General features: G+C 63.3%; 16 protein-coding genes. 10 read left to right on the forward strand and 6 right to left on the reverse strand.

Features of this window, described 5'->3' with window-relative positions:
- Positions 1-4: 4 nt before the first annotated feature.
- Complete coding sequence (locus HCR76_RS15390; protein WP_166987314.1) at positions 5-571, forward strand: PIN domain-containing protein; 567 nt, start codon at positions 5-7, stop codon at positions 569-571.
- 7 nt (positions 572-578) lie between these two features.
- Here the strand turns inward: HCR76_RS15390 and HCR76_RS15395 are convergent, their stop codons facing one another.
- From HCR76_RS15395 to HCR76_RS15405, 3 genes are all read right to left on the reverse strand, one after another.
- A complete protein-coding gene (locus HCR76_RS15395; protein ID WP_166987311.1) occupies positions 579-1,844 on the reverse strand; it encodes a sugar ABC transporter permease in 1,266 nt (421 codons plus the stop codon).
- On the reverse strand, positions 1,841-2,641 hold the full coding sequence (locus HCR76_RS15400; RefSeq protein WP_166987308.1) for an ATP-binding cassette domain-containing protein: 801 nt from the start codon (positions 2,639-2,641) through the stop codon (positions 1,841-1,843). Before HCR76_RS15400 ends, HCR76_RS15395 begins: the two co-directional genes overlap by 4 nt.
- A gap of 67 nt (positions 2,642-2,708) precedes the next feature.
- Positions 2,709-3,782 carry an ABC transporter substrate-binding protein gene (locus HCR76_RS15405; RefSeq protein ID WP_198248079.1) on the reverse strand — a complete coding sequence of 358 codons (1,074 nt, stop codon included), beginning with the start codon at positions 3,780-3,782 and terminating at the stop codon, positions 2,709-2,711.
- A 184-nt stretch (positions 3,783-3,966) separates the two neighbouring features.
- Between HCR76_RS15405 and HCR76_RS15410 the strand changes: the two genes are divergently transcribed.
- The 8 genes from HCR76_RS15410 to HCR76_RS15445 all read left to right on the forward strand — a co-directional run bounded on the left by HCR76_RS15410 (position 3,967) and on the right by HCR76_RS15445 (position 13,893).
- Positions 3,967-4,752 carry a DeoR/GlpR family DNA-binding transcription regulator gene (locus tag HCR76_RS15410; protein ID WP_166987305.1) on the forward strand — a complete coding sequence of 262 codons (786 nt, stop codon included), beginning with the start codon at positions 3,967-3,969 and terminating at the stop codon, positions 4,750-4,752.
- Between the two features lie 92 nt (positions 4,753-4,844).
- On the forward strand, positions 4,845-5,885 hold the full coding sequence (locus HCR76_RS15415) for a 2-hydroxyacid dehydrogenase (RefSeq protein WP_166987302.1): 1,041 nt from the start codon (positions 4,845-4,847) through the stop codon (positions 5,883-5,885).
- Between the two features lie 37 nt (positions 5,886-5,922).
- On the forward strand, positions 5,923-7,383 hold the full coding sequence (locus tag HCR76_RS15420; RefSeq protein WP_166987299.1) for an FGGY-family carbohydrate kinase: 1,461 nt from the start codon (positions 5,923-5,925) through the stop codon (positions 7,381-7,383).
- Positions 7,380-8,885, forward strand: a complete 1,506-nt coding sequence (locus tag HCR76_RS15425; protein WP_166987296.1) for an FGGY-family carbohydrate kinase — start codon at positions 7,380-7,382, stop codon at positions 8,883-8,885. Before HCR76_RS15420 ends, HCR76_RS15425 begins: the two co-directional genes overlap by 4 nt.
- A complete protein-coding gene (locus HCR76_RS15430) occupies positions 8,882-9,508 on the forward strand; it encodes a histidine phosphatase family protein (protein ID WP_166987293.1) in 627 nt (208 codons plus the stop codon). The genes HCR76_RS15425 and HCR76_RS15430 overlap by 4 nt, the downstream gene beginning before the upstream one ends.
- A 160-nt stretch (positions 9,509-9,668) precedes the next feature.
- Entirely contained in the window at positions 9,669-11,690 is a 2,022-nt protein-coding gene (locus HCR76_RS15435) for a serine hydrolase domain-containing protein (RefSeq protein ID WP_166987290.1), read from the forward strand.
- A gap of 122 nt (positions 11,691-11,812) precedes the next feature.
- A complete protein-coding gene (locus HCR76_RS15440; RefSeq protein WP_166987287.1) occupies positions 11,813-13,225 on the forward strand; it encodes a sensor histidine kinase in 1,413 nt (470 codons plus the stop codon).
- Positions 13,222-13,893, forward strand: a complete 672-nt coding sequence (locus tag HCR76_RS15445; RefSeq protein WP_166987284.1) for a response regulator — start codon at positions 13,222-13,224, stop codon at positions 13,891-13,893. The genes HCR76_RS15440 and HCR76_RS15445 overlap by 4 nt, the downstream gene beginning before the upstream one ends.
- A 27-nt stretch (positions 13,894-13,920) precedes the next feature.
- Here HCR76_RS15445 and HCR76_RS15450 read toward each other — a convergent pair whose 3' ends face one another.
- A complete protein-coding gene (locus HCR76_RS15450; protein ID WP_166987281.1) occupies positions 13,921-15,354 on the reverse strand; it encodes an InlB B-repeat-containing protein in 1,434 nt (477 codons plus the stop codon).
- Between the two features lie 165 nt (positions 15,355-15,519).
- Here HCR76_RS15450 and HCR76_RS15455 point away from each other — a divergent pair, with 165 nt between their 5' ends.
- Positions 15,520-16,152, forward strand: coding sequence for a TetR/AcrR family transcriptional regulator (locus HCR76_RS15455; protein WP_166987278.1), 633 nt, complete (start codon positions 15,520-15,522; stop codon positions 16,150-16,152).
- Positions 16,153-16,250: 98 nt separating this feature from the next.
- On the opposite strand, the gene HCR76_RS15460 is transcribed toward HCR76_RS15455, so the two are convergent.
- Together HCR76_RS15460 and HCR76_RS15465 are read right to left on the reverse strand one after the other, a co-directional pair.
- On the reverse strand, positions 16,251-17,063 hold the full coding sequence (locus HCR76_RS15460) for an ABC transporter ATP-binding protein (RefSeq protein ID WP_166987275.1): 813 nt from the start codon (positions 17,061-17,063) through the stop codon (positions 16,251-16,253).
- Positions 17,060-18,742 carry a dipeptide/oligopeptide/nickel ABC transporter permease/ATP-binding protein gene (locus tag HCR76_RS15465; protein ID WP_244971421.1) on the reverse strand — a complete coding sequence of 561 codons (1,683 nt, stop codon included), beginning with the start codon at positions 18,740-18,742 and terminating at the stop codon, positions 17,060-17,062. Before HCR76_RS15465 ends, HCR76_RS15460 begins: the two co-directional genes overlap by 4 nt.
- Positions 18,743-18,748 lie beyond the last annotated feature (6 nt).

The following is an 18,748-nucleotide window of genomic DNA, read 5'->3' on the forward strand; positions in this document are numbered from 1 at the left end:
CGAGGTGCGCACTTCTCGAGTTTTTGTGGATTCGAACAACCTGGCCTCGAGAACGTTGCGCGATTGGCTCTTCCTGATCCAGCAGGATTCGCCCGGTTTGTACACGACTCACACATCGTTCGATGTGCTCGTTGAAGCTGTACGTGTCCGACGCCGCTTACACCCCAAAGCGAACGGAAGCCTGACCAGCAGATTCCGTGACACGCTCCGTGAGAACCTGAACGAAGTCCTCGAGGAGTTCCCAGGCAACGTGGCGTTCGACGGAGACGACCCTGACGATCATCATGTTCATGCTGCGTCACTCGCATGCCGCGCAGACATGATGCTTACTGACAACTACCGTGATTTTGGGAACCCCGATGCTTTGCCATATGAGGTTTTCAGCTCGGATGACTTCTTCCTGCTCGTCCAGGACAGCGCACCGCAGTCCGTTCACCGGGCGGTACTCACGCAGTCAGAATACTGGCAACGATTTTCCAATTCGAAGCCGCTCGACGTGGCTCTGCGAGACGCTGGATGCCCGCTTTTTGCCAGCCGCGTAGCTCACCACCTCGAGCGCGCGAAGCGCTGAACCAGCCTCAACCGCGGCCGTGGGCCGCACGCGACTTGCGGGACGCCGCATCGAGAATCACCGCGAGCAGCAGCACGGCGCCCGTGATCATGTAGCGGAACGACGAGTCGAGGTTCAGCAGTGTCAGACCACTCGAGATCGACTGGATCACGATCACACCGAGCAGGGCCGAGTAGGCCGACCCGCGACCACCGAAGAGGCTCGTTCCACCGATTACCGCCGCCGCGATCGCATTCAGGTTGACGTCACCGCCACCGCTGCTCTGCGCCGCGGCGGCGAGGCGCCCCGCAGCGAGAGTTCCACCGAGGGCAGCGAGGCCCGAGCCCAGCACAAACACCGAGACGATGGTTCCCGAGACATTGATTCCCGCACGACGCGCCGCCTCTTTGTTACCGCCGATCGCGAACACCGAACGGCCCCACTTCGTGCGACGCAACGCGTACTGCACTCCGAACACCAACGCGCCGAAGAGCACGAACATCCAACCGACGCCCCGCGCTTGATTGAGATACCAGACCGCGGCGACGATCACGACGGTGAGAAGAACTGCCTGCGTGAGGATGTAACCGAAGGGCGTGGCCGAGAGGTCGGCTGCACGACGGCGCTGCGCCGTGCGCAGTCTCACAAGCAGAAATGCGACACCGACCCCGACGCTCAACACGTATGAGAGCCAGGCCGGAATGAACGCGAGTTGCCCAAACCACACGATGAATGAGTCGTAGGGCAAGTTGATGGTTCCTTCGGGGCCGAGCACCCAGAGCTGCAACCCGAGAAAGGCCAAGAGTCCCGCAAGCGTGATCACGAACGAGGGAACCCCGAAGCGCACGTACACGGCCGAGTACACGAGTCCGATCAGGCATCCCGCCGCAACCGCCGCGAGCAGCGAGATGGCTGCGGGCCACTGCAGGTTGACCATCGTGACGGCGAGCACGGCGGCCGAAAGTCCGCTGACGGAACCAACGGAGAGGTCAATCTCTCCGAGCAGCAGCACGCACGCGACGCCAAGGGCGATCACGCCGAGCGCCGCGCTCTGCATAAGCAGGTTGACGAGGTTCGCCGGCGACAGGAACACAGGGTTCAAGATCTGAAAGATCGACCAGATGACAACGAGACCGATGATGATCGGCAAAGGCCCGAGCTCACCGCCGCGCACGCGATCGAGGCCGACCTGAACGATGCCGCGGATGCCGTCACGATGAAGCAGCCGCTCGTCCGCGAGATCCGTCGCCACCGTTGCGGGCCCTCGGCCGTCGTTCTTCGTCACGCTTCTCATGAGTTCTCTCCCGCTTTCTGCGCGGCGCTGCGATGTGCGCGCTGAGTGACGACGTTGTCGCTCGCGCCCGTGATTGCGGCGACGAGCTCGTCACTCGATGTCGATTTCCCGTCGAAGATTCCGTTGTTGCGACCGAGCCGAAGAACCGCGACACGATCGGCGACAGCGCGCACGTCGGCCATATTGTGGCTGACCATGAGCACGGCAAGTCCGTTCTCGCGCAGCCTCTCGACGAGGTTGAGCACCTCTGCAGTCTGGGCGACACCGAGTGCCGCGGTCGGCTCGTCGAGAATGATGAGCTCAGGCTTTCCCAGGAGCGATCGCGCAATTGCGACGGTCTGACGCTGTCCTCCTGACAGCGATGCGATCGGAATGCGAACGGAGGGAATCTTGGCAGACAGCTGCTTCAGCAGACTCCACGCTTCAACTTCCATGGCCACATCATCAACAGCCCACGGTGACAGTTCGCGCCCGAGAAAGAGGTTCTCGACGACGGTCATGTTGTCGCACAGCGCCAGATCCTGAAAGACCGTGGCGATTCCGAGCTCGATGGCCTGTGACGGGTCGTCGATGGTGACCCGTGTTCCGTTGAAGAAGATCTCTCCCTCACTCGGCGCGTGTGCTCCGGCAAGGATCTTCACGAGCGTCGACTTGCCCGCACCATTGTCACCGACGAGAGCGACGACCTCCCCAGCACGAACGTCGAGTTCAATGTCTGTCAGCGCGGCAACGGCACCGAACCGTTTGCTCACTCCCTTGAGGGAGAGAACCGGCGCATCAGTCTGCTCACTTGGCATGTGCACTCACTTACTCCAGCAGCATCCGGACGGCCCGGTAGGAACACCGGGCCGCCCCATGGGTGTCTTATTCGATTCCGAGCTCCGCACAGGCATCCGCGTACTCGCTTGTGCAGACGTCGTCGGTCGTGTAGATCTCGGCCTCGAAGATCTTCTCTTTGACGTTCTCAGAGGTCACGACCTCCGGAACGAAGAGTGCCGATGGCGTGTCGAACAGTTCCGTGTCGGCTTCGGGGGTGTCACCGTTGATGTATCCGACAGCGACTTCGGCAGCTTTCTCGGCGACGATGCTGATCGGCTTGGAGATGGTGTTGTACTGATCTCCCGAGATCACGCGCTGGATCGCGGCGACTTCGGCGTCGTTTCCGGTCACGGGAGGCAGGTCGCTGACCCCAGCCGCCTTGAACGCGGCGATGGTTCCGCCCGCGGTACCGTCGTTAGCTGCAACTACACCAACGACGTCATCGCGAAACTGCGAGATCTGACCCGATACCCAGTCCTGGGCCTTCTGAGGCACCCAATCGGGAGTGTCGTACGACGCAAGCACGTCGAACCCGCTGTCTTCGACAGCCTCGACGGAACCTTCCTTGATCAGCATCGCTGCGTCGTCCGACGGCGATCCGTTCACCATGAGAAGACCGCCCTCGGTGATCCCCTCGTCGGCGAGATGATCAATCAACGACTGCGCGATAAGCGCACCGATCTCTTTGTTGTCGAACGAGACGTAGAAGTCGGCGGGCACACTGGGCACCGGCCGGTCGTATGTGACGACCTTGATGTCGGAGGCCTGAGCAGATTGAACACTGGATGCTGCCGCCGTCGTGTCGACAGCGTCAATGACGATCACGTCAACGCCCTGCGCCACCATCGACTCGACCTGCTGCTGTTGCTTTGCCGCGTCGCCGTCAGCGTTCTGGTAGAGCACCTCGCAGTTCTCGCAAAGCTCTGCGACCTTCTTCTTGAACAGGGGCGAGTCCTGCTCTTCATACCGGGTCGACGCGCGGTCCGGCATGAGGAACGCGATCTTGCCTCCCGCCTCGCCTGAACCCTCGTCTGCTGCTGAACATCCGGCAAGCGAACCCATGAGGAGCGAAGCTGCGGCGCCGACAAGCGCCACCTTCGTCAGTTGTGCCCTCATCATTGAGTCTCCTTCGTTGAAATGTGACCTTGAGGCATGACAGTACTCGAAAACTTCGGGAAAGTTAACACTTGGAATGATATTTATGGGCATAGGCTACTCACAACGTCGCACCGAAGCCAGTCCACACCGGACGAAATGAGCACGGATGGCGTTCAACTGCTTGGATTATCGAGGGAGGCAGAGCATGGCACCGGATGGACCCGATCGGCTGAGCCGCCAGGCACGGCAGAATCGCATCATCGATCACCTCACGCGGGAGGGCAGCGCAAGCGCGGCGGAGCTGGTCGAGCTCACCGGTCGAAGCCTCATGACGATCCACCGCGACATTGACGAGCTCGCGGCGAAGGGCTTTATCCGCAAGTTCCACGGCGGCGTCTCCGCCCTTCCGACAAGCGTCTTCGAGTCCAGCGCCGAATTTCGCCTCACTCGCAACCCGGCGGCGAAGAGCGCTCTGGCCAAAACAGCATCCGAGCTCATCGAACCCGGTATGTCGGTGATGGTCGACGACTCGACGACCTGCCTCGCGCTCGCGCCCTTCCTGGCCGAGATCGCCCCGCTCACTGTGCTGACAAACTTTCGGCAGCTGGGCGAAGAGCTGCGACTGAGCGAGAGCATCCACCTGATCATGATCGGCGGCACCTACTCACGATCGCACGACTCGTACATCGGCCCTCCCGACATCACAGGGCTCGGCAGTTACTCGGTCGACGTCGTGTTTCAGTCGACGTCGACAATGAACGCGTCGTGGACTTTCCACCAGGAGCAAGACGTGGTGTCGATGAAGCGCGTGATGCTCGGCGCCGGCGCGCGGCGCGTGCTCATGATGGACGCGAGCAAGGTCGGCAAGACCTCGCTTCACCGTTATGTCGAAGTCTCGGAGTTCAGCGACCTTGTCGTCACCGACGACGTGGAGCGCACGTTTCTTGACAGCATCGACGAATCGGTCGAGGTTCATCTCGCCCGGGTGTAGGCAATCTTCACAACTCTTGTTATTGTTACCATCCATAATGCTATTTTGGGGCGAGGCCGACTGGGCCGGGTCCGATGCAGGAAGGTGGGACCATGCACGTACTCTCAGCGGGCGACAACTTCGTTCTCCCCGAGCTGTTCCGCGACGCACTCCGCGAGCGCGTGGGGTCGCAGACGGACCTGACGTTCTCAGAGGTCACATTTCCCTGGCCACAGGTTCCCTTCGGCCCTGTCGGCACTGTGCAGGAAGCGACAGGATCGATCGACGAGATGATCGCCGCAGCATCCGGAGCCGACATCGCCGTCACCCAACTCGCACCGTTTACCAAAGAAGTGTTCGACGCATGCCCCAGCCTGAAGTTCGTGGGCGTGAGTCGTGGCGGCCCGGTCAACGTCGATCTCGAGGCGGCGACGGCCGCAGGTGTGCGCGTCTCGTTCGCACCGGGCCGTAACGCGCAGGCCGCCGCGGAGTTCACGATCGGCCTCATGCTCGCGGCAATGCGGCACATCTCCGAGGCGGATGCCGAGCTGAAGCGCGGCACCTGGCGCGGCGACTACTACAGCCACGACAGCGCGGGCACCGAGTTGGGCGGTTCAACTGTCGGCCTCGTGGGCTATGGCGCAATTGGGCGCATCGTTGCTCGTGTGCTGATCGCTTTCGGCGCCGAGGTCATCACCTACGACCCTTATGCGATGCCTGCCGACATCGAGAGCGACGGCGTCGGCCTCGTCTCGCTTGACGAGCTCGTGCAGCGCAGCAACGTCATCAGTCTGCACGCTCGGCTGACGCCGGAGACTGAGCACATCATCAATGCAGAAAGACTGCGTCGGATGCTGCCGGGCACCGTCATCGTCAATGCAGCACGCGGCGGCCTGCTCGACTACGCGCCGCTTCCCGAGCTGCTGCGCTCCGGGCACATCGGCGCACTCGCCCTCGACGTGTACGACGAGGAGCCGCCGGGGCCGGAGTGGCCGCTGTTCGACGCGCCGAACGTCGTGCTCTCCCCGCATCTTGCCGGTGCCTCGCAGCAGACGGCCGAGCGGGCGGCATCCATTATCGCCGGCGAAGCCGCACGCTTCATCGCCGGCGAACCCCTGCAGCACCTGGCAAACCCCGACGTTCTGAACCACTGATTTCCACAGCTCAACGTCGAGCAGAAACGAGTGAAACATGATTCTCGGAATCGACATCGGCACCTCCGTGACAAAGGCCGCGCTCATCGACCGTGACGGCACATCGCACAACCACGCGTCGACGAACTCCGCGCTCATCACGGGCCCGAACGGGCACGTCGAGCAGGATCTCGACGACGTTATGGACTCGGTTGCTCGCGTGGCGCGTGAGGTCGCGCACGCGGCATCCGAGCCCATTGAGGCTGTTGCGCTCACGGCGCAGGGCGACGGACTCTGGCTGCGCGACGCCGAGGGCGCGGCCGTGCGCAATCCGCTGTCGTGGATGGACGCACGCGCGTCAGACATCGTCGCCCGGTGGGGCGAGGGCGGGGCAGACAGCGTTACCGATCGGGTGTTTCGCCTGACCGGGTCAGGCGTGTTTCCCGGCTGCCACGCTGCGCTTCTCGCGTGGCTGGCCGAGCACGAGCCCGAGTCGTTCGAGAAGGCTGCCGTCGCCGGGTACTGCGCCGATGCCGTGTTACAGCGCCTCACGGGTGAAATCACCGTGGATGCGTCGGATGCCTCGCTGCCGTTTCTCGACGTGCGCACCCGTGAGTACGTCGACGAGGCCCTCGAGCTGTGCGGCATTGCGAACTGGCGGCACCTGCTCCCCGCTCCTGCGCCGGTCGACGCGACATTCTCACTGGATGCCGCGGGCGCGGAGCTTCTCGGCTTGCCGCTCGGCACCCCCGTCTCGAGTGGCCCGTACGACCTGCAGGCGTGCAGCTTCGGCGCGGGCGCGGAGCACGCGGGCGACGGCACGGTGATCATCGGCACGACGCTCGCGTGCCAGGTCTTCACTCACGACACCACGAACAAGCCGGAGTTCGAGCCGGCCGGCATGTGGCTCTGCACTCCCGACCCAGATCTCTATCTACGCGTCATGCCGTCGATGGTCGGCACCGCTGGGCTCGACTGGCTGCTCTCGATGTTTCAGCTCACGCCAAGCGACCTCACCAGGCTGCTCGATGAAAGCCCCGCCGGTGCGAACGGCGTGCGTGCGCTGTCGTTTCTGTCGCCCGCGGGTGAGCGCGCACCGTTCGTCGACCCGCTCGCGCGCGGCCAGTTCACCGGGCTCACCATCGCGAGCACGCGCGCCGACGTGGTGCGGGCACTCTGCGAGTCTGTGGTGTTCGCCGCACGGCACTGCCTCGAGGTGCTCGGCTTTGACGGCGAGCTGTCCGCCAGCGGCGGTGGCGTGCGATCCAGCGCGTGGGCGCAGCTGCTCGCCGACGTAATGGGCAGACCGATCTGGATTCCCCACGAAGCACAAGTGGGCATTCGCGGTGCCGCGCAGGTGGCGTGGAAACGGCTCGGCACGCCCGTCGACACCGATGCCTGGCGCACACAGCGAACGCGGCTCGACCCAAACCTCGACGCCCACGCCGCGCTCGAAGCCGGTTACCGCGAGTACCTTGCCGACCTCGCAGCAGCACGCGCTCAATGGAATCGCGCATGACCAGCACCGCTGACGCCCTCTGGGTGGGGATCGACCTCGGCACGCAGAGCGTGAAGGCGATCGTCGCGACAGAATCCGGTGAGATCAGCGCGTCAGGGCAGCACCCGCTCACGAGCATCCGGGATGCCGATTCCGGCCGTCATGAGCAAAACCCGAACGAATGGACGGATGCTGCCGCCTCAGCGATCGCTCAAGCGATGGCGCAACTGACGGACGCCGACCGGTCGCGCATCGCAGGGCTCTCGTACTGCTCAACGAGCGGCACCGTCGTTGTGCTCGACGACAACGGCGACCCCGCGACGACCGGCCTCATGTACGACGACTCGCGTGGGGCCGCCTTCGCCGATGCACTCCGCGATGCCGGCGCCGATCGCTGGATGAAGCTCGGCGTCGTCGTTCAGCCGGGCTGGGCGCTGTGCCGCATCGCCTGGTTTGCTCATGAGGGGCAGCTCCCGCCGGGGCATCGCATCGCCCACCAGGGCGATGTTCTTGCAGAGGCGATGACCGGCACGTGCATGCCCACCGACTGGTCGAGCGCGCTTAAGAGCGGATACGACGTGATCGCACACGAGTGGCCGCCTGACGTTTTCGCGACAGCATCCGTCGACCTCAGTCAGCTGCCCGAGGTCGTCGCACCCGGAACGCACGTCGGCGAGACCTCGGCCGCATGGGAGCAAGCGAGCGGACTCCCCTCGGGTACCCCGGTCTTCGCGGGAACAACAGACGGCTGCGCCGCTCAGCTCGGTGCGGGCGCACTCGCTCCCGGCGATTGGCACACTGTCGTCGGCACCACCCTTGTGCTCAAGGGGGTGACGCCGCATCTCATCAGCGACGGCTCCGGCGCGGTCTACTCGCACCGGGCACCCCACGGCGATTACTGGTTCCCCGGTGGCGCCTCCAACGTGGGAGCCGGCGCACTCACCGCGATCTTCCCCGACGCCGACCTGGCGGCGCTCGATGCTTCCGTCGGCGAGCGCACAGCCGCCATCACCCCGAGCTATCCGCTCACCCGCCGCGGCGAGCGCTTCCCGTTTCTCTCCGCCGACGCAGCGGGCTTCGCGCTCATGCCCGACTCCCGCCGGCTCGACGATCTCCGCACCCTCTCGCTCGAGGCGGGAGTCGAGTCTGTTTGGGCCGGCGTCGCCTGCGTCGAACGCCTGTGTTTCGATATGCTCACCAAGCACGGAGCCCCGCTCACCGGCCGCTTCTCCTCATCAGGCGGCGGCACGCGCGGCGCAACCTGGAACCGCATGCGCGCAAGCCTGCTCGACCGCCAGCTCGCGCTGCCTGAAACTGCAGAGGGCAGCCTGGGAATGGCGATTCTCGCGCGCTGGGGCGCGGGGCAGGCCGCATTCGCCGAGCCACTCGAGCTCGAGCGGGTAGCGTCGTCGATGAGCCGCATTCGCACGATCGTCGACCCGGATGCCGCTCTCGCAACGCGCCTGTCTGACACGTACAATGCGTTCCGCAGCGCGCTGACCTCTAAGGGGTGGATCTCGTGACCACGCTGTTTCTCACCCGCCACGCCGAGACCGTCTGGCACGCCGAGAACCGCTACGCCGGGCTCAGCGATGTCGCCATCACCGTGAACGGACACACGCAAGCGCGCGAGCTCGCCGGGTGGAGCGCGACGGCTGAACTCGATGCGATCTACAGCTCCACGCTCAGCCGTTCGGTGCTCACCGCGACGCCTGCCGTCAATGTGACGGGGCTGCCGCTCACACAAGACGAGCGCCTTGTCGAGGTCGACTTCGGCCGAGGCGACGGGCTCACGCGCGCCGAGATGCGCGAGCGATTCCCTGCCGAGCTCGACGCGTTCCTGGCGGCGCCAGGCACGACCCCGCTGCCCGAGGGCGAGTCGGGGTCGGATGCTGTCGCCCGCGCCCTGCCCGCGCTCGACGACGTCTGCGCGCAGCATCCGAATGGCCGCGTTCTTGTCGTGATGCACTCGACGTTGATGCGCCTGCTGCTGTGCCATCTGCTGGGCCTCGACCTCAACCGGTATCGCGTGCTGTTTCCGGGTGTCACGAATGCGGCGCTCACGGCGTTCCGCTTCACGCCGCACACCGATCCGCAGCTCATCGCTTTCAACGTCCCGACCGACACCCGCACCCGCCTCGGCTGACTTCCCCGGCGCATCGAAAGCTCCCCACAGACAGGCTCGGCATGGCATCGCCCGGACGCCTCTCCTCCTTAAGTCGCAAGCGTATTGTCGACCTGCGCGCGATGATCTCGCCTCGTGTTTTCGCCACGATTGAGAAACACAACACACGAGGAGAGCGCACATGCCTATCCCCACTCGACCATCCATCCGAGCCAGAAGGCCCCACCGCACGTTGGGGACCATCGTCGCCGCGGCCGCTGTCGTTGCGCTGCTTGCCGGGTGCGCAGCTCCGGCGGCCACAACGTCTGCACCGCAGCTTCCAGCTCCGCCCGCTCCGCCAGCCGACGGCTCAACTGCGAGCACTCTCACGCAGACTGACGTCAATGCGTGGCTCGACGGCATCCTTCCGTCTGCACTTGACCGGGCTGACATCGCGGGGGCCACCGTCTCCGTCGTTTCCAACGGCGAACTGCTCACGGCCCGCGGCTACGGGTATGCAGACACGGGGGCCGAGAAGCTCGTCGACCCCGCCGAGACTCTGTTCCGCGTCGGTTCGATCTCGAAGGTTTTCACCGCCACCGCCGTCATGCAGCTCGTCGAGAGCGGTGATCTCGATCTCGACGTCGACGTGTCTGAATACCTCGATTTCACCATTCCTCGAAAGTTCGACGAGCCGATCACGCTGCGTACACTGCTCACCCACACTGCCGGTTTCGAAGAGCGCGTCGGGGGCCTAATCCGGTTCGACGGCACGAAAGCCAATCTGCGCGACTCGCTTGCCACGGACCCTCCCGAACAGGTCTACCGTCCGGGAACGACGCCCGCGTACTCCAACTACGGCAACGGCGTCGCCGGCTACATCGTTCAGAACGTGAGCGGAGAACGGTTTGAGGACTATATCGATGCCCACATTCTCACGCCGCTGGGCATGAGCTCCTCAACGTTCGAGCAGCCGCTTCCCGATGATCTTTCCGAGCGCATGTCCCGGGGCTACGCCACCACCGACAGCCCGGCAACACCGTTCGAGACGGTGTCGACGTCCCCTCCCGGTGCGCTCTCGGCTACGGCAACTGACATGGCGAAGTTCATGCTCGCTCAGCTCGGCGAGATCGACTCGGATCACGCGCTGCTTGCGCCGCAGACTCTAGCGCTCATGCATCAACCAGCCCTCAGCTCAGACACGCTCGGCACCCTCGCCAACGGCCCACGAATGACCTTGGGGTTCTTTGACGAGAGTCGCAACGGCCAAAGCATCCTCGGCCACGGCGGCGATACGACGGTCTTCCACTCGCACATGCAGCTGTATCCCGATGCGGGTGTGGGAATTTTTCTCTCCGTCAACAGCTCCGGCGCATCTCCGCTCGATTCCAGCGAGCTGCGGAGTGCCGTCACGGATGGTTTCGCCGACCGCTACTTCCCCTCAACGGGCACGAATCGGGATGCTGTCGTCGAGCCGACAGCGCAGGACCACGCCGCGCTGGCCGAGGGCAGGTACATGACGTCGCGCGGTTTCGAAAGCTCATACATGGCCGCGACCGGCATCGCCGGGCAGATGACGGTGACCGCGCCGGGAGACGGAACAGTGATTCTGAACCCTGCACCACTCGGCATAACTCCTGCTACCTATGAAGAGGTCGGGCCGTGGCTCTGGCAGGAGGTCGGTGGCACAAACCTGATCAGCATGCGTGTCGAGAACGGGCACGTTCAGGCAATCGGGTTTGAATCCGCTTTCAGCATGCTGCGCGTCGATGCCGCCCACAACGCGGGGCTCGTCGTGCCCATTCTGGTGATCTCGGTGCTGATTCTTTTGCTGAGCCTCCTGTTCTGGCCGATCATCGCGCTTGTGCGGCGCCACTATCGGGTTGCGGCACCGGCAAACCCGAGTCGCCTGTTTCGCATTTCCCGTCTTGTCACATTCATCGGCTCGGCCGTTGCCCTCGTCGCTCTGGCGAGCTGGCTCGTCATCATTCAGGCAGTGACCGGGTTCGAGAGCGTTCCAGCGACACTCATCCGTGGCATCCAGGTTCTGCAGGTGATCGGTGTGCTGGCGATCGTCCCGGCCACGCTGACGCTGACTCTCAGCATCCGCCATCATCTGGGTTGGCGACGCATTGCGGGCGGCGCACTCATGTGCGCAGCGCTCGTGGGCATCGCGTGGTTCGCGTTCGTGTTCAAGCTGATTGCGCCGAGCATCAGCGCATGAGCCCTTCGGGGCCGGGTGAACAGGTCGCTGCCCGGCCCCGGAGCACCACGTCCTCTACCATCGAGGTGCAGCGTACGGCTCGTCCGTGCGACAGCATCTGCCTCCAAGCGGAAGGTAACCGCATGCGCGACAACACCAACGTGGCCGTCAACGCCGCGATGCACGATGATCACGTGCTCGGCCCGCCACCGCGCTGGACGTCGTGGAGCGATAACATTCTCTCCCGCATCGGGCTGCGAACAGCATTCTCGCGCGACAGCATCCTCGCAGTTCTCGTCGCGCTCGTCGGTCTCGGGCTCGCCGGGGAACTGCTCGATTTTCTGCAGACGACCAACTCCCTTCGCCTCTCATCTCTGCAGAGCACGGCCGTCATGCTGATCACCGCAGCGCAATCGCTCATACTCTGCATCCGCCGCATCAACCCCGTTCTGTGTCTCGTCGTCGTTGCCGCCAGCCAAATCGCGCTCGTCGCTCTGCTACCGCCGGGCATCGGCATACGCGGACTGGCCCCGTTCGTCGCCACCTACACGGTCTGCGTGTACCCGCCGTTCCGCCGCTTCGCGGGCACGGTGCGCGTGATCGCCCTCGTGGCGATGGGTGAGATTCTCGGAAGCATCGCCGCGTCGCTGCTCATTTCCGCACCGGTATTCGGCTCCGAGCCGAGCATCTTCGAGGCTCTTTTCGGCCAAGGGCATGACACGGTCGGCCAACCAGACCAGGCGTTCGCCCAAGCGGCATCCACTCTTCTCACGTATGCCGTCGCCGTTTTTGCCGGCACGTACGTCTCAACGCACCGCAAGTACGTCGAGCTTGCGCGCGTGCGCACGGCGGATGCCATTCGCGCACAGCAGAGCAGAGTGGATGCTGCCATCAGCGCAGAGCGCGCACGCATGGCCCGCGAACTGCACGACATCGCCGCACACCACCTCTCGGGCATGGTTGTGCAGGCCTCCGCCATCGAGCGACTCATCGACAAGGATCCGGCGGCAGCGAAGCAAGCCACCACCTGGATCCGCAGTCAGGGCAAAGAGACCCTCGACAATCTTCGTCAGGTCGTCGGCGTGCTTCGAGAGCCGGCCACAGCTGATTCACACGGCGAGGGCGGTGCCCCTGTGCCGGGCCTGTCCGCGGCCGACACGCTGATCCGAACCGCCCGCGATCTCGGCGACAACATCCGTTTCGCGCAGGAGGGCGAGCCGTACCCGCTGGCTCCCATCGCCGACGTCACCGTCTACCGTGTGCTCCAGGAGGCTCTCTCCAACGCTCGCCAGCATGCTCCCGGTGCTCCGGTGCACGTGTCGCTGCGCTATGGCGACACGTGCGTCGCTCTCAGTGTCGAAAACGATCCGACCGCGGCGCATACGAGCACAGCCGAGCATCGCGACGGACTCGGGCTCGTCGGCATGCGCGAGCGTGCACAGCTCGTGGATGCTCGTTTCGATGCGGCGCGCACGCCTGCCGGCGGGTGGCGCGTCGATCTCACGGTCCCTGCCGAACGACCGGCAGACTCGACGCAGGAAGGTAGCGCGCCATGATCTCCGTAGTACTCACAGACGATCAGGCTGTCGTCCGCGCCGGGTTCCGCGTCATTCTTGAATCTGCGGGCGACATCGAGGTCGTCGGCGAGGCAGCGAACGGTCCAGAAGCCGTCGAGCTCGCTCGTCGCCTTCAGCCGGACGTCATCTGCATGGACGTCCGCATGCCTGGAGGCGATGGACTCGCCGCTACGCAGCAGATCACGTCCGCGCCCCATGCCCCAGCCATCCTGGTGGTCACGACATTCGACCTCGACGAATATGTCTTTGGTGCTCTCGAGGCGGGCGCGAGTGGCTTTGTTCTGAAAGACACAGACCCCGACGATCTTGTCGACGCGATCCGCCGCCTCGCGAACGGCCTGGGTCTCGTCGATCAGGCGGTCACCCACCGCGTGATCGCGGAGTTCGCTCGGCGCAGGGCAACGCGTGTGGCGGAGCCCACGGGGGCGGATGCTGCTGCCCTCGCGTCCCTCACCGAACGCGAGGCAGACATCGTCCGGCTTCTCGCGAAGGGTCTGTCGAACGCCGAGATCGCGCGGGATCTCTTTGTCGAGACCAGCACGGTCAAGTCGCATTTGAGCAGAGCGATGACCAAGATCGGCGTCCGAGACCGTGTGCAGACGGTCGTCTGGGCCTACCGTGTGGGCATCGCGTCACCGCGTGACTGAGCGCCACGTCGACGCTCGCCGGCGGGGCTACCGTTTCTCTGGGCGTCGACGAAGCATCACGAGCGTGGCGGCTCCGCTGGCAATTGAGAGCAGCGCGACGGCAATGGTTCCGAAAGGCACCGTGCCACCTGTCGTGGGAAGCTGCTCGTTGACAGTCCACGTCTCCACGACGTCCGTAGCGGTGCCATCGTCGACCACGGAATCATCCTCGCCAACGGGATCGCCCTCTTCAACCGGGACGCTGCTTCTCTCCCATCCCGCATATACGGTGACGTCACCAGTGATCGCAGCTGTGAAATCGAAGTCGATTGTCGCATCGGCATCAGCGAACCAGCCGATGAATGTGTAACCGTCACGACCAGGATCGTTCGGCACCACCAGCGAATCGCCATAATCGACGTTCACCGCAGGGATGCTGGTGCCTTCAACCGTATCGAACGTCACCGCGTAGCTGTTGATCGTCCAACCCGCATACAACGTCACGTCCGCCACGACCGGAGCGTTGAAATCATACAACTCTGTCGCGTCAGCATCCGTGTACCACCCCGTAAACGCATACCCCTCGCGGATCGGTTTCGCCGGAGAACCAGCGGCACGGTCGTGCTCGACCATCGCATCACCGACGATGTTTCCACCCCCGGTGTCGAACGACACGGCGTGACTGTCGCTGTGCGCGGCGTACCCTCGCCAGTTCGGCGATTCGAACCCCGTCGCGGAGTACGGGTACTGCAGCGATTTGCCGTCGGCCTCGCCAAACGATCCGTTCGTTCCCGCCGCGGTGATCTCAGGCGCCAGCATTGCTTCGAATACCACCGAAGACAACTCACTGTTATCGCCGAACGCCCAGTCCCCGATGACTTCGACGTTCTCGGGAAGAACGACGTCCGTCAACTTATTCTCCGAAAAGGCCCCGTCACCAATCGTGACAACTCCATAGCCGAGTTCAACGCTGTAGAAGTCGTTTCTATAGAACGCTTCGGTGCCAATGCTGGTGACGCTGGCGGGGATAATTACGCTTCCCGACGCAACGCTTGTGGCAAACCCACGCAGTCCGATGCTTGTGAGGCTGGCGGGCAAATTCAGGTCAAGGATGTGGTTCTCGGCAAACGCGTAGTCTCCGATCGACACGACGGAATCAGCGATGTCTAGACTGAGCAATCCAGCCATATAGAATGCCGATTCACCCACGGCGGTGACATCGTACTCGTGGTTTGCAATACTGACGCTCGAGGGAATGACGACGTCGGCACCGAACGAGACGTCGTAGTCGACGACTGTCGCCCCCGCTCCAATGTCATTCTCATCGACGTCATACGCGATGCCATCAATCGTCTCCGAAATCTGCGCGGCTGAAGCGGGCTGGGGCGTGGCGAGAACAAGGCTGCCGGAGAGCAGCACGAAAGCCACCGCTGCGATCGGCACGCGGATCGCACGGGAAGCGATTTCAGAGAACGTGATCATCAGTGACCTCATGTATGGGAGCGGGACGAGCGAGTGGCCGCCGCGTTCAAACCCGATTCGCAGCACTCTCTCTAAACGAGAGCTAAGCTATCAGACAAGGGTGATGCTGTCACCACTCAGCCCGACGAACGCCGACGAGGGACGGCAGAAAGTAGTATCGACGCCATGCCGCAAACGGATCGCCCTCGCCAGCGCGCGGTGCGCGAAGATCACATTCGCAACCACGAAAAGCTGCTGGATGCCGCAGTAGAACTGTTCGACAAGCAGGGTGTTGACGTACCGCTGAAAGAGATCGGTGCACATGCCAATGTCAGCCAGGCAAGCGTTTTTCGCCATTTCGCCAACCGTGAGCAGCTGATCATCGAGCTCTATGATCGATCGTCCACCGACCTCACAAACCGACTTCTCGCTGCCATCGCGGGCACCCGGGATGCAACAGCCGCGCATCGTCTCGACGTCGTGTTCACAACTGTCGTCGACACCGTCACCGACCATCCCAGCTACGGACGCCTCGCCGCTCTCGGTGCCACCCTGAATCCCGATAGAACGACGGAACCGGCTCTGGTCGAAGAGCTCCACCAGCTGATCGGGGATGCCCAGCACGCGGGTCTCCTGGCATCCGACGTCACCGGGTTCGACCTCATCGTCTCACCGATGCTCGTCGGCAGCATGCTGACTCAGAGCGCGGGGGCAGCCGAGATGGTGCCACGCATGATGACCATCATGCGCCGTGGTCTCACGCCACAGACAACGGGAACACCGTCAGCCTCTTGTGCATCGACGATCTCAGAGCCATAACAAGACGCATTATTTCCGTCGAGATTGCGGTCGGCGCCCTCGCGGGCACCGACCGCGGCGCGACAGGGTATCTGGCGCTCTGTCACGCAGTTGCGCTCTCACTCGCCTATGTCGAATCCCGGTCCGCCAGGGACGGCATCCAAGAGAGCACGCGTGTAAGGATGTGCAGGCTCCGCGTACACGGACCTCACCGCACCTTGTTCCATGACATCGCCATGGTTGAGAACCAGCACGGAGTCACTCACCTGATAGACCACGTCGAGGTTGTGCGATATGAAAAGCATCGTCAGATCGAGTTCCGTCCTGAGCGCATCGATGAGTTTCAAAATCTCTGCTTGCACAGAGACATCGAGTGCAGACGTCACCTCATCGGCGATGATGAGCTTGGGCCCCACGGCGAGAGCGCGCGCAATCGCGATGCGCTGGCGCTGACCCCCAGAGAACTCGTGAGGGTACCGAAGAGCCACGTCGTCATCGAGAAGGATCACCGAAAGCCAGTGCGCTATGGCCTCCCGGTGTCTCTTCGGGTCGGATCGAACAGGGTCGATGGCTTCGGCAATGGTCTGTCCGATGGTGCGACGTGGGTCGAGTGACGAGTACGGGTCTTGAGGAATAAGTTGAATCTGGCGAGTGACACTGCGCCTCTCGCGCGGACGCATCGCACCCAGGTCGCGACCGTCAAACACGATCTGTCCACCAGAGGGCTTGTTGATGCCGACAATTGCCTTCGCCAATGTCGATTTACCCGAGCCTGACTCTCCTACAACACCAAGAGTTTTTCCGAAAGAAACCTGAGTCGACACTCCTTTCAGAACTCGTGTCGACCCGAACGAAACCTCAAGATCATTGATCTCGAGCACAGGCGCCCTGTGATCATCTCGTTGCTGATCGACGTCAGCACTCTTCGTCATTTCTCTACCTCTCGAAGCGCCCTGCTCGGCGTTGCCGCGAGCAGCTGTTGCGTGTACGGGTGAGTGACGTGCGCCGTTGCGAGCTGCTCACGCGTCAGCTCCTCAACGATCGCCCCCGCCTTCATAACGAGAACTCGGTCGCACAGTGCTTGCACAACCCCGAGATCGTGCGAAATGAACAAGAGCGCTGTGCCATGACTGCGGTTGATCGCGCGGAATTGGCGCAGCACCTCCGCCTGAACTGTCACATCCAGGGCAGTCGTGGGCTCGTCAGCAATCAAGACCCGCGGCTCGGTCATGAGCGATGAGGCAATCTTCGCACGTTGAAGCATGCCTCCGGACAGCTCATGCGGATGCTGACGCAAGCGCGCTTCCGGCCGGGTGACCCGAATCTCGTGCAGGGCGCCGACGATCGTTTTCTTTGCCTGCTTGCCGGAAAGCCCGCCGTGAACCCGACTCACCTCAGTCAATTGCGGCCCCATGCGGAGTGCGGGATTGAACGTCGTTCCCGGGTCTTGGAAGACGAGCCCGATTTCGGTGGCAAGACGCTGTCGTTCTGGACGCCCGAGAATATCGAGATCTCCGACGCGAAGACACCGGGCTTCGACAGCAAGCTCGTCTGGCAGCAGACCCGCGATCGACATTGCGGTCAGCGATTTTCCTGATCCTGATTCGCCGACGAGACCGAGCACCTCCCCCTTGCGAATCGACAGCGAGACGCCCTTGACGAGCCCTTTTCCGTCCGCGCTTCTGACGTGGAGGTTGTCGACCTGCACTACGCTGTCGCCCTCGGCGGTGACGTGTGCCGGAACCTCCGACGCGCGCTTCTTTGACAGGGTGAATTTCCGTCCACCGCGAGGATCGGTTGCCGCAGCAACGCCATCCCCGATCAACATCGCCGCGAGACCAGTCAGAGCAATCATGACAGCGGGACCGATAGCTTGCATCGGCTGTGAGTAGATGTTGAAGAGGCCGTCGTTGAGCAGCCGGCCGAAGTCGTAGTCGGGAGACTGCACGCCTAGACCGACGAACGAGAGACTCGACAGATCCATGAGAGTCGTCGCGAAAACTGTCGCGGTCAGAACCAGCAGAGGCTCGGCCATGTTCGGCAGAAGATGTCGCACGATCACTCTCGGCCCAGAGACCCCCTGAAGCTTGGCCATGGTGACGAAATCTCTGTGCGAGACGGCAGCCGCCATATTCGCGGTCAGGCGCGCGAAGGCGGGGATGCTCGAAATTGCGATGGCCATAACAGCTGACCAGGTGCTCTGGCCAAGGATCGCCGCAATGATCAGCGCGAAGATCAGGCTCGGGTATGCGACAGCAGCCTCGATGATTCGCAGAACGGTATCGCGTATCAAGCGGGGTGCGAGCCAGATCATGGTTCCGATGGCGATCCCCGACACAACCGCGATGACGGTGGTTGCTGTCGTCATGATAAGTGTCAGTCGCGTCGCAACAAGAGAGCGTGCCATGACATCCCGACCGAATTGATCGGTTCCAAGCGGGTGATCCGCGCTCGGACCCTGTGACGCGTTGTCAGTGAGAGAGTTCGCGGCCTGGTCAAGAACAAGAGGCGCAATGACAGCCACAATGACGAGCAAACCCATCAGAATGAGACCCGCAACGAGCCCAGGCGACCATCGGAATCGGCGAGATCGCACGGCGGGCGTGCTCACGCTGTT

Source organism: Paramicrobacterium chengjingii, assembly GCF_011751765.2.
Classification (GTDB): domain Bacteria; phylum Actinomycetota; class Actinomycetes; order Actinomycetales; family Microbacteriaceae; genus Paramicrobacterium; species Paramicrobacterium chengjingii.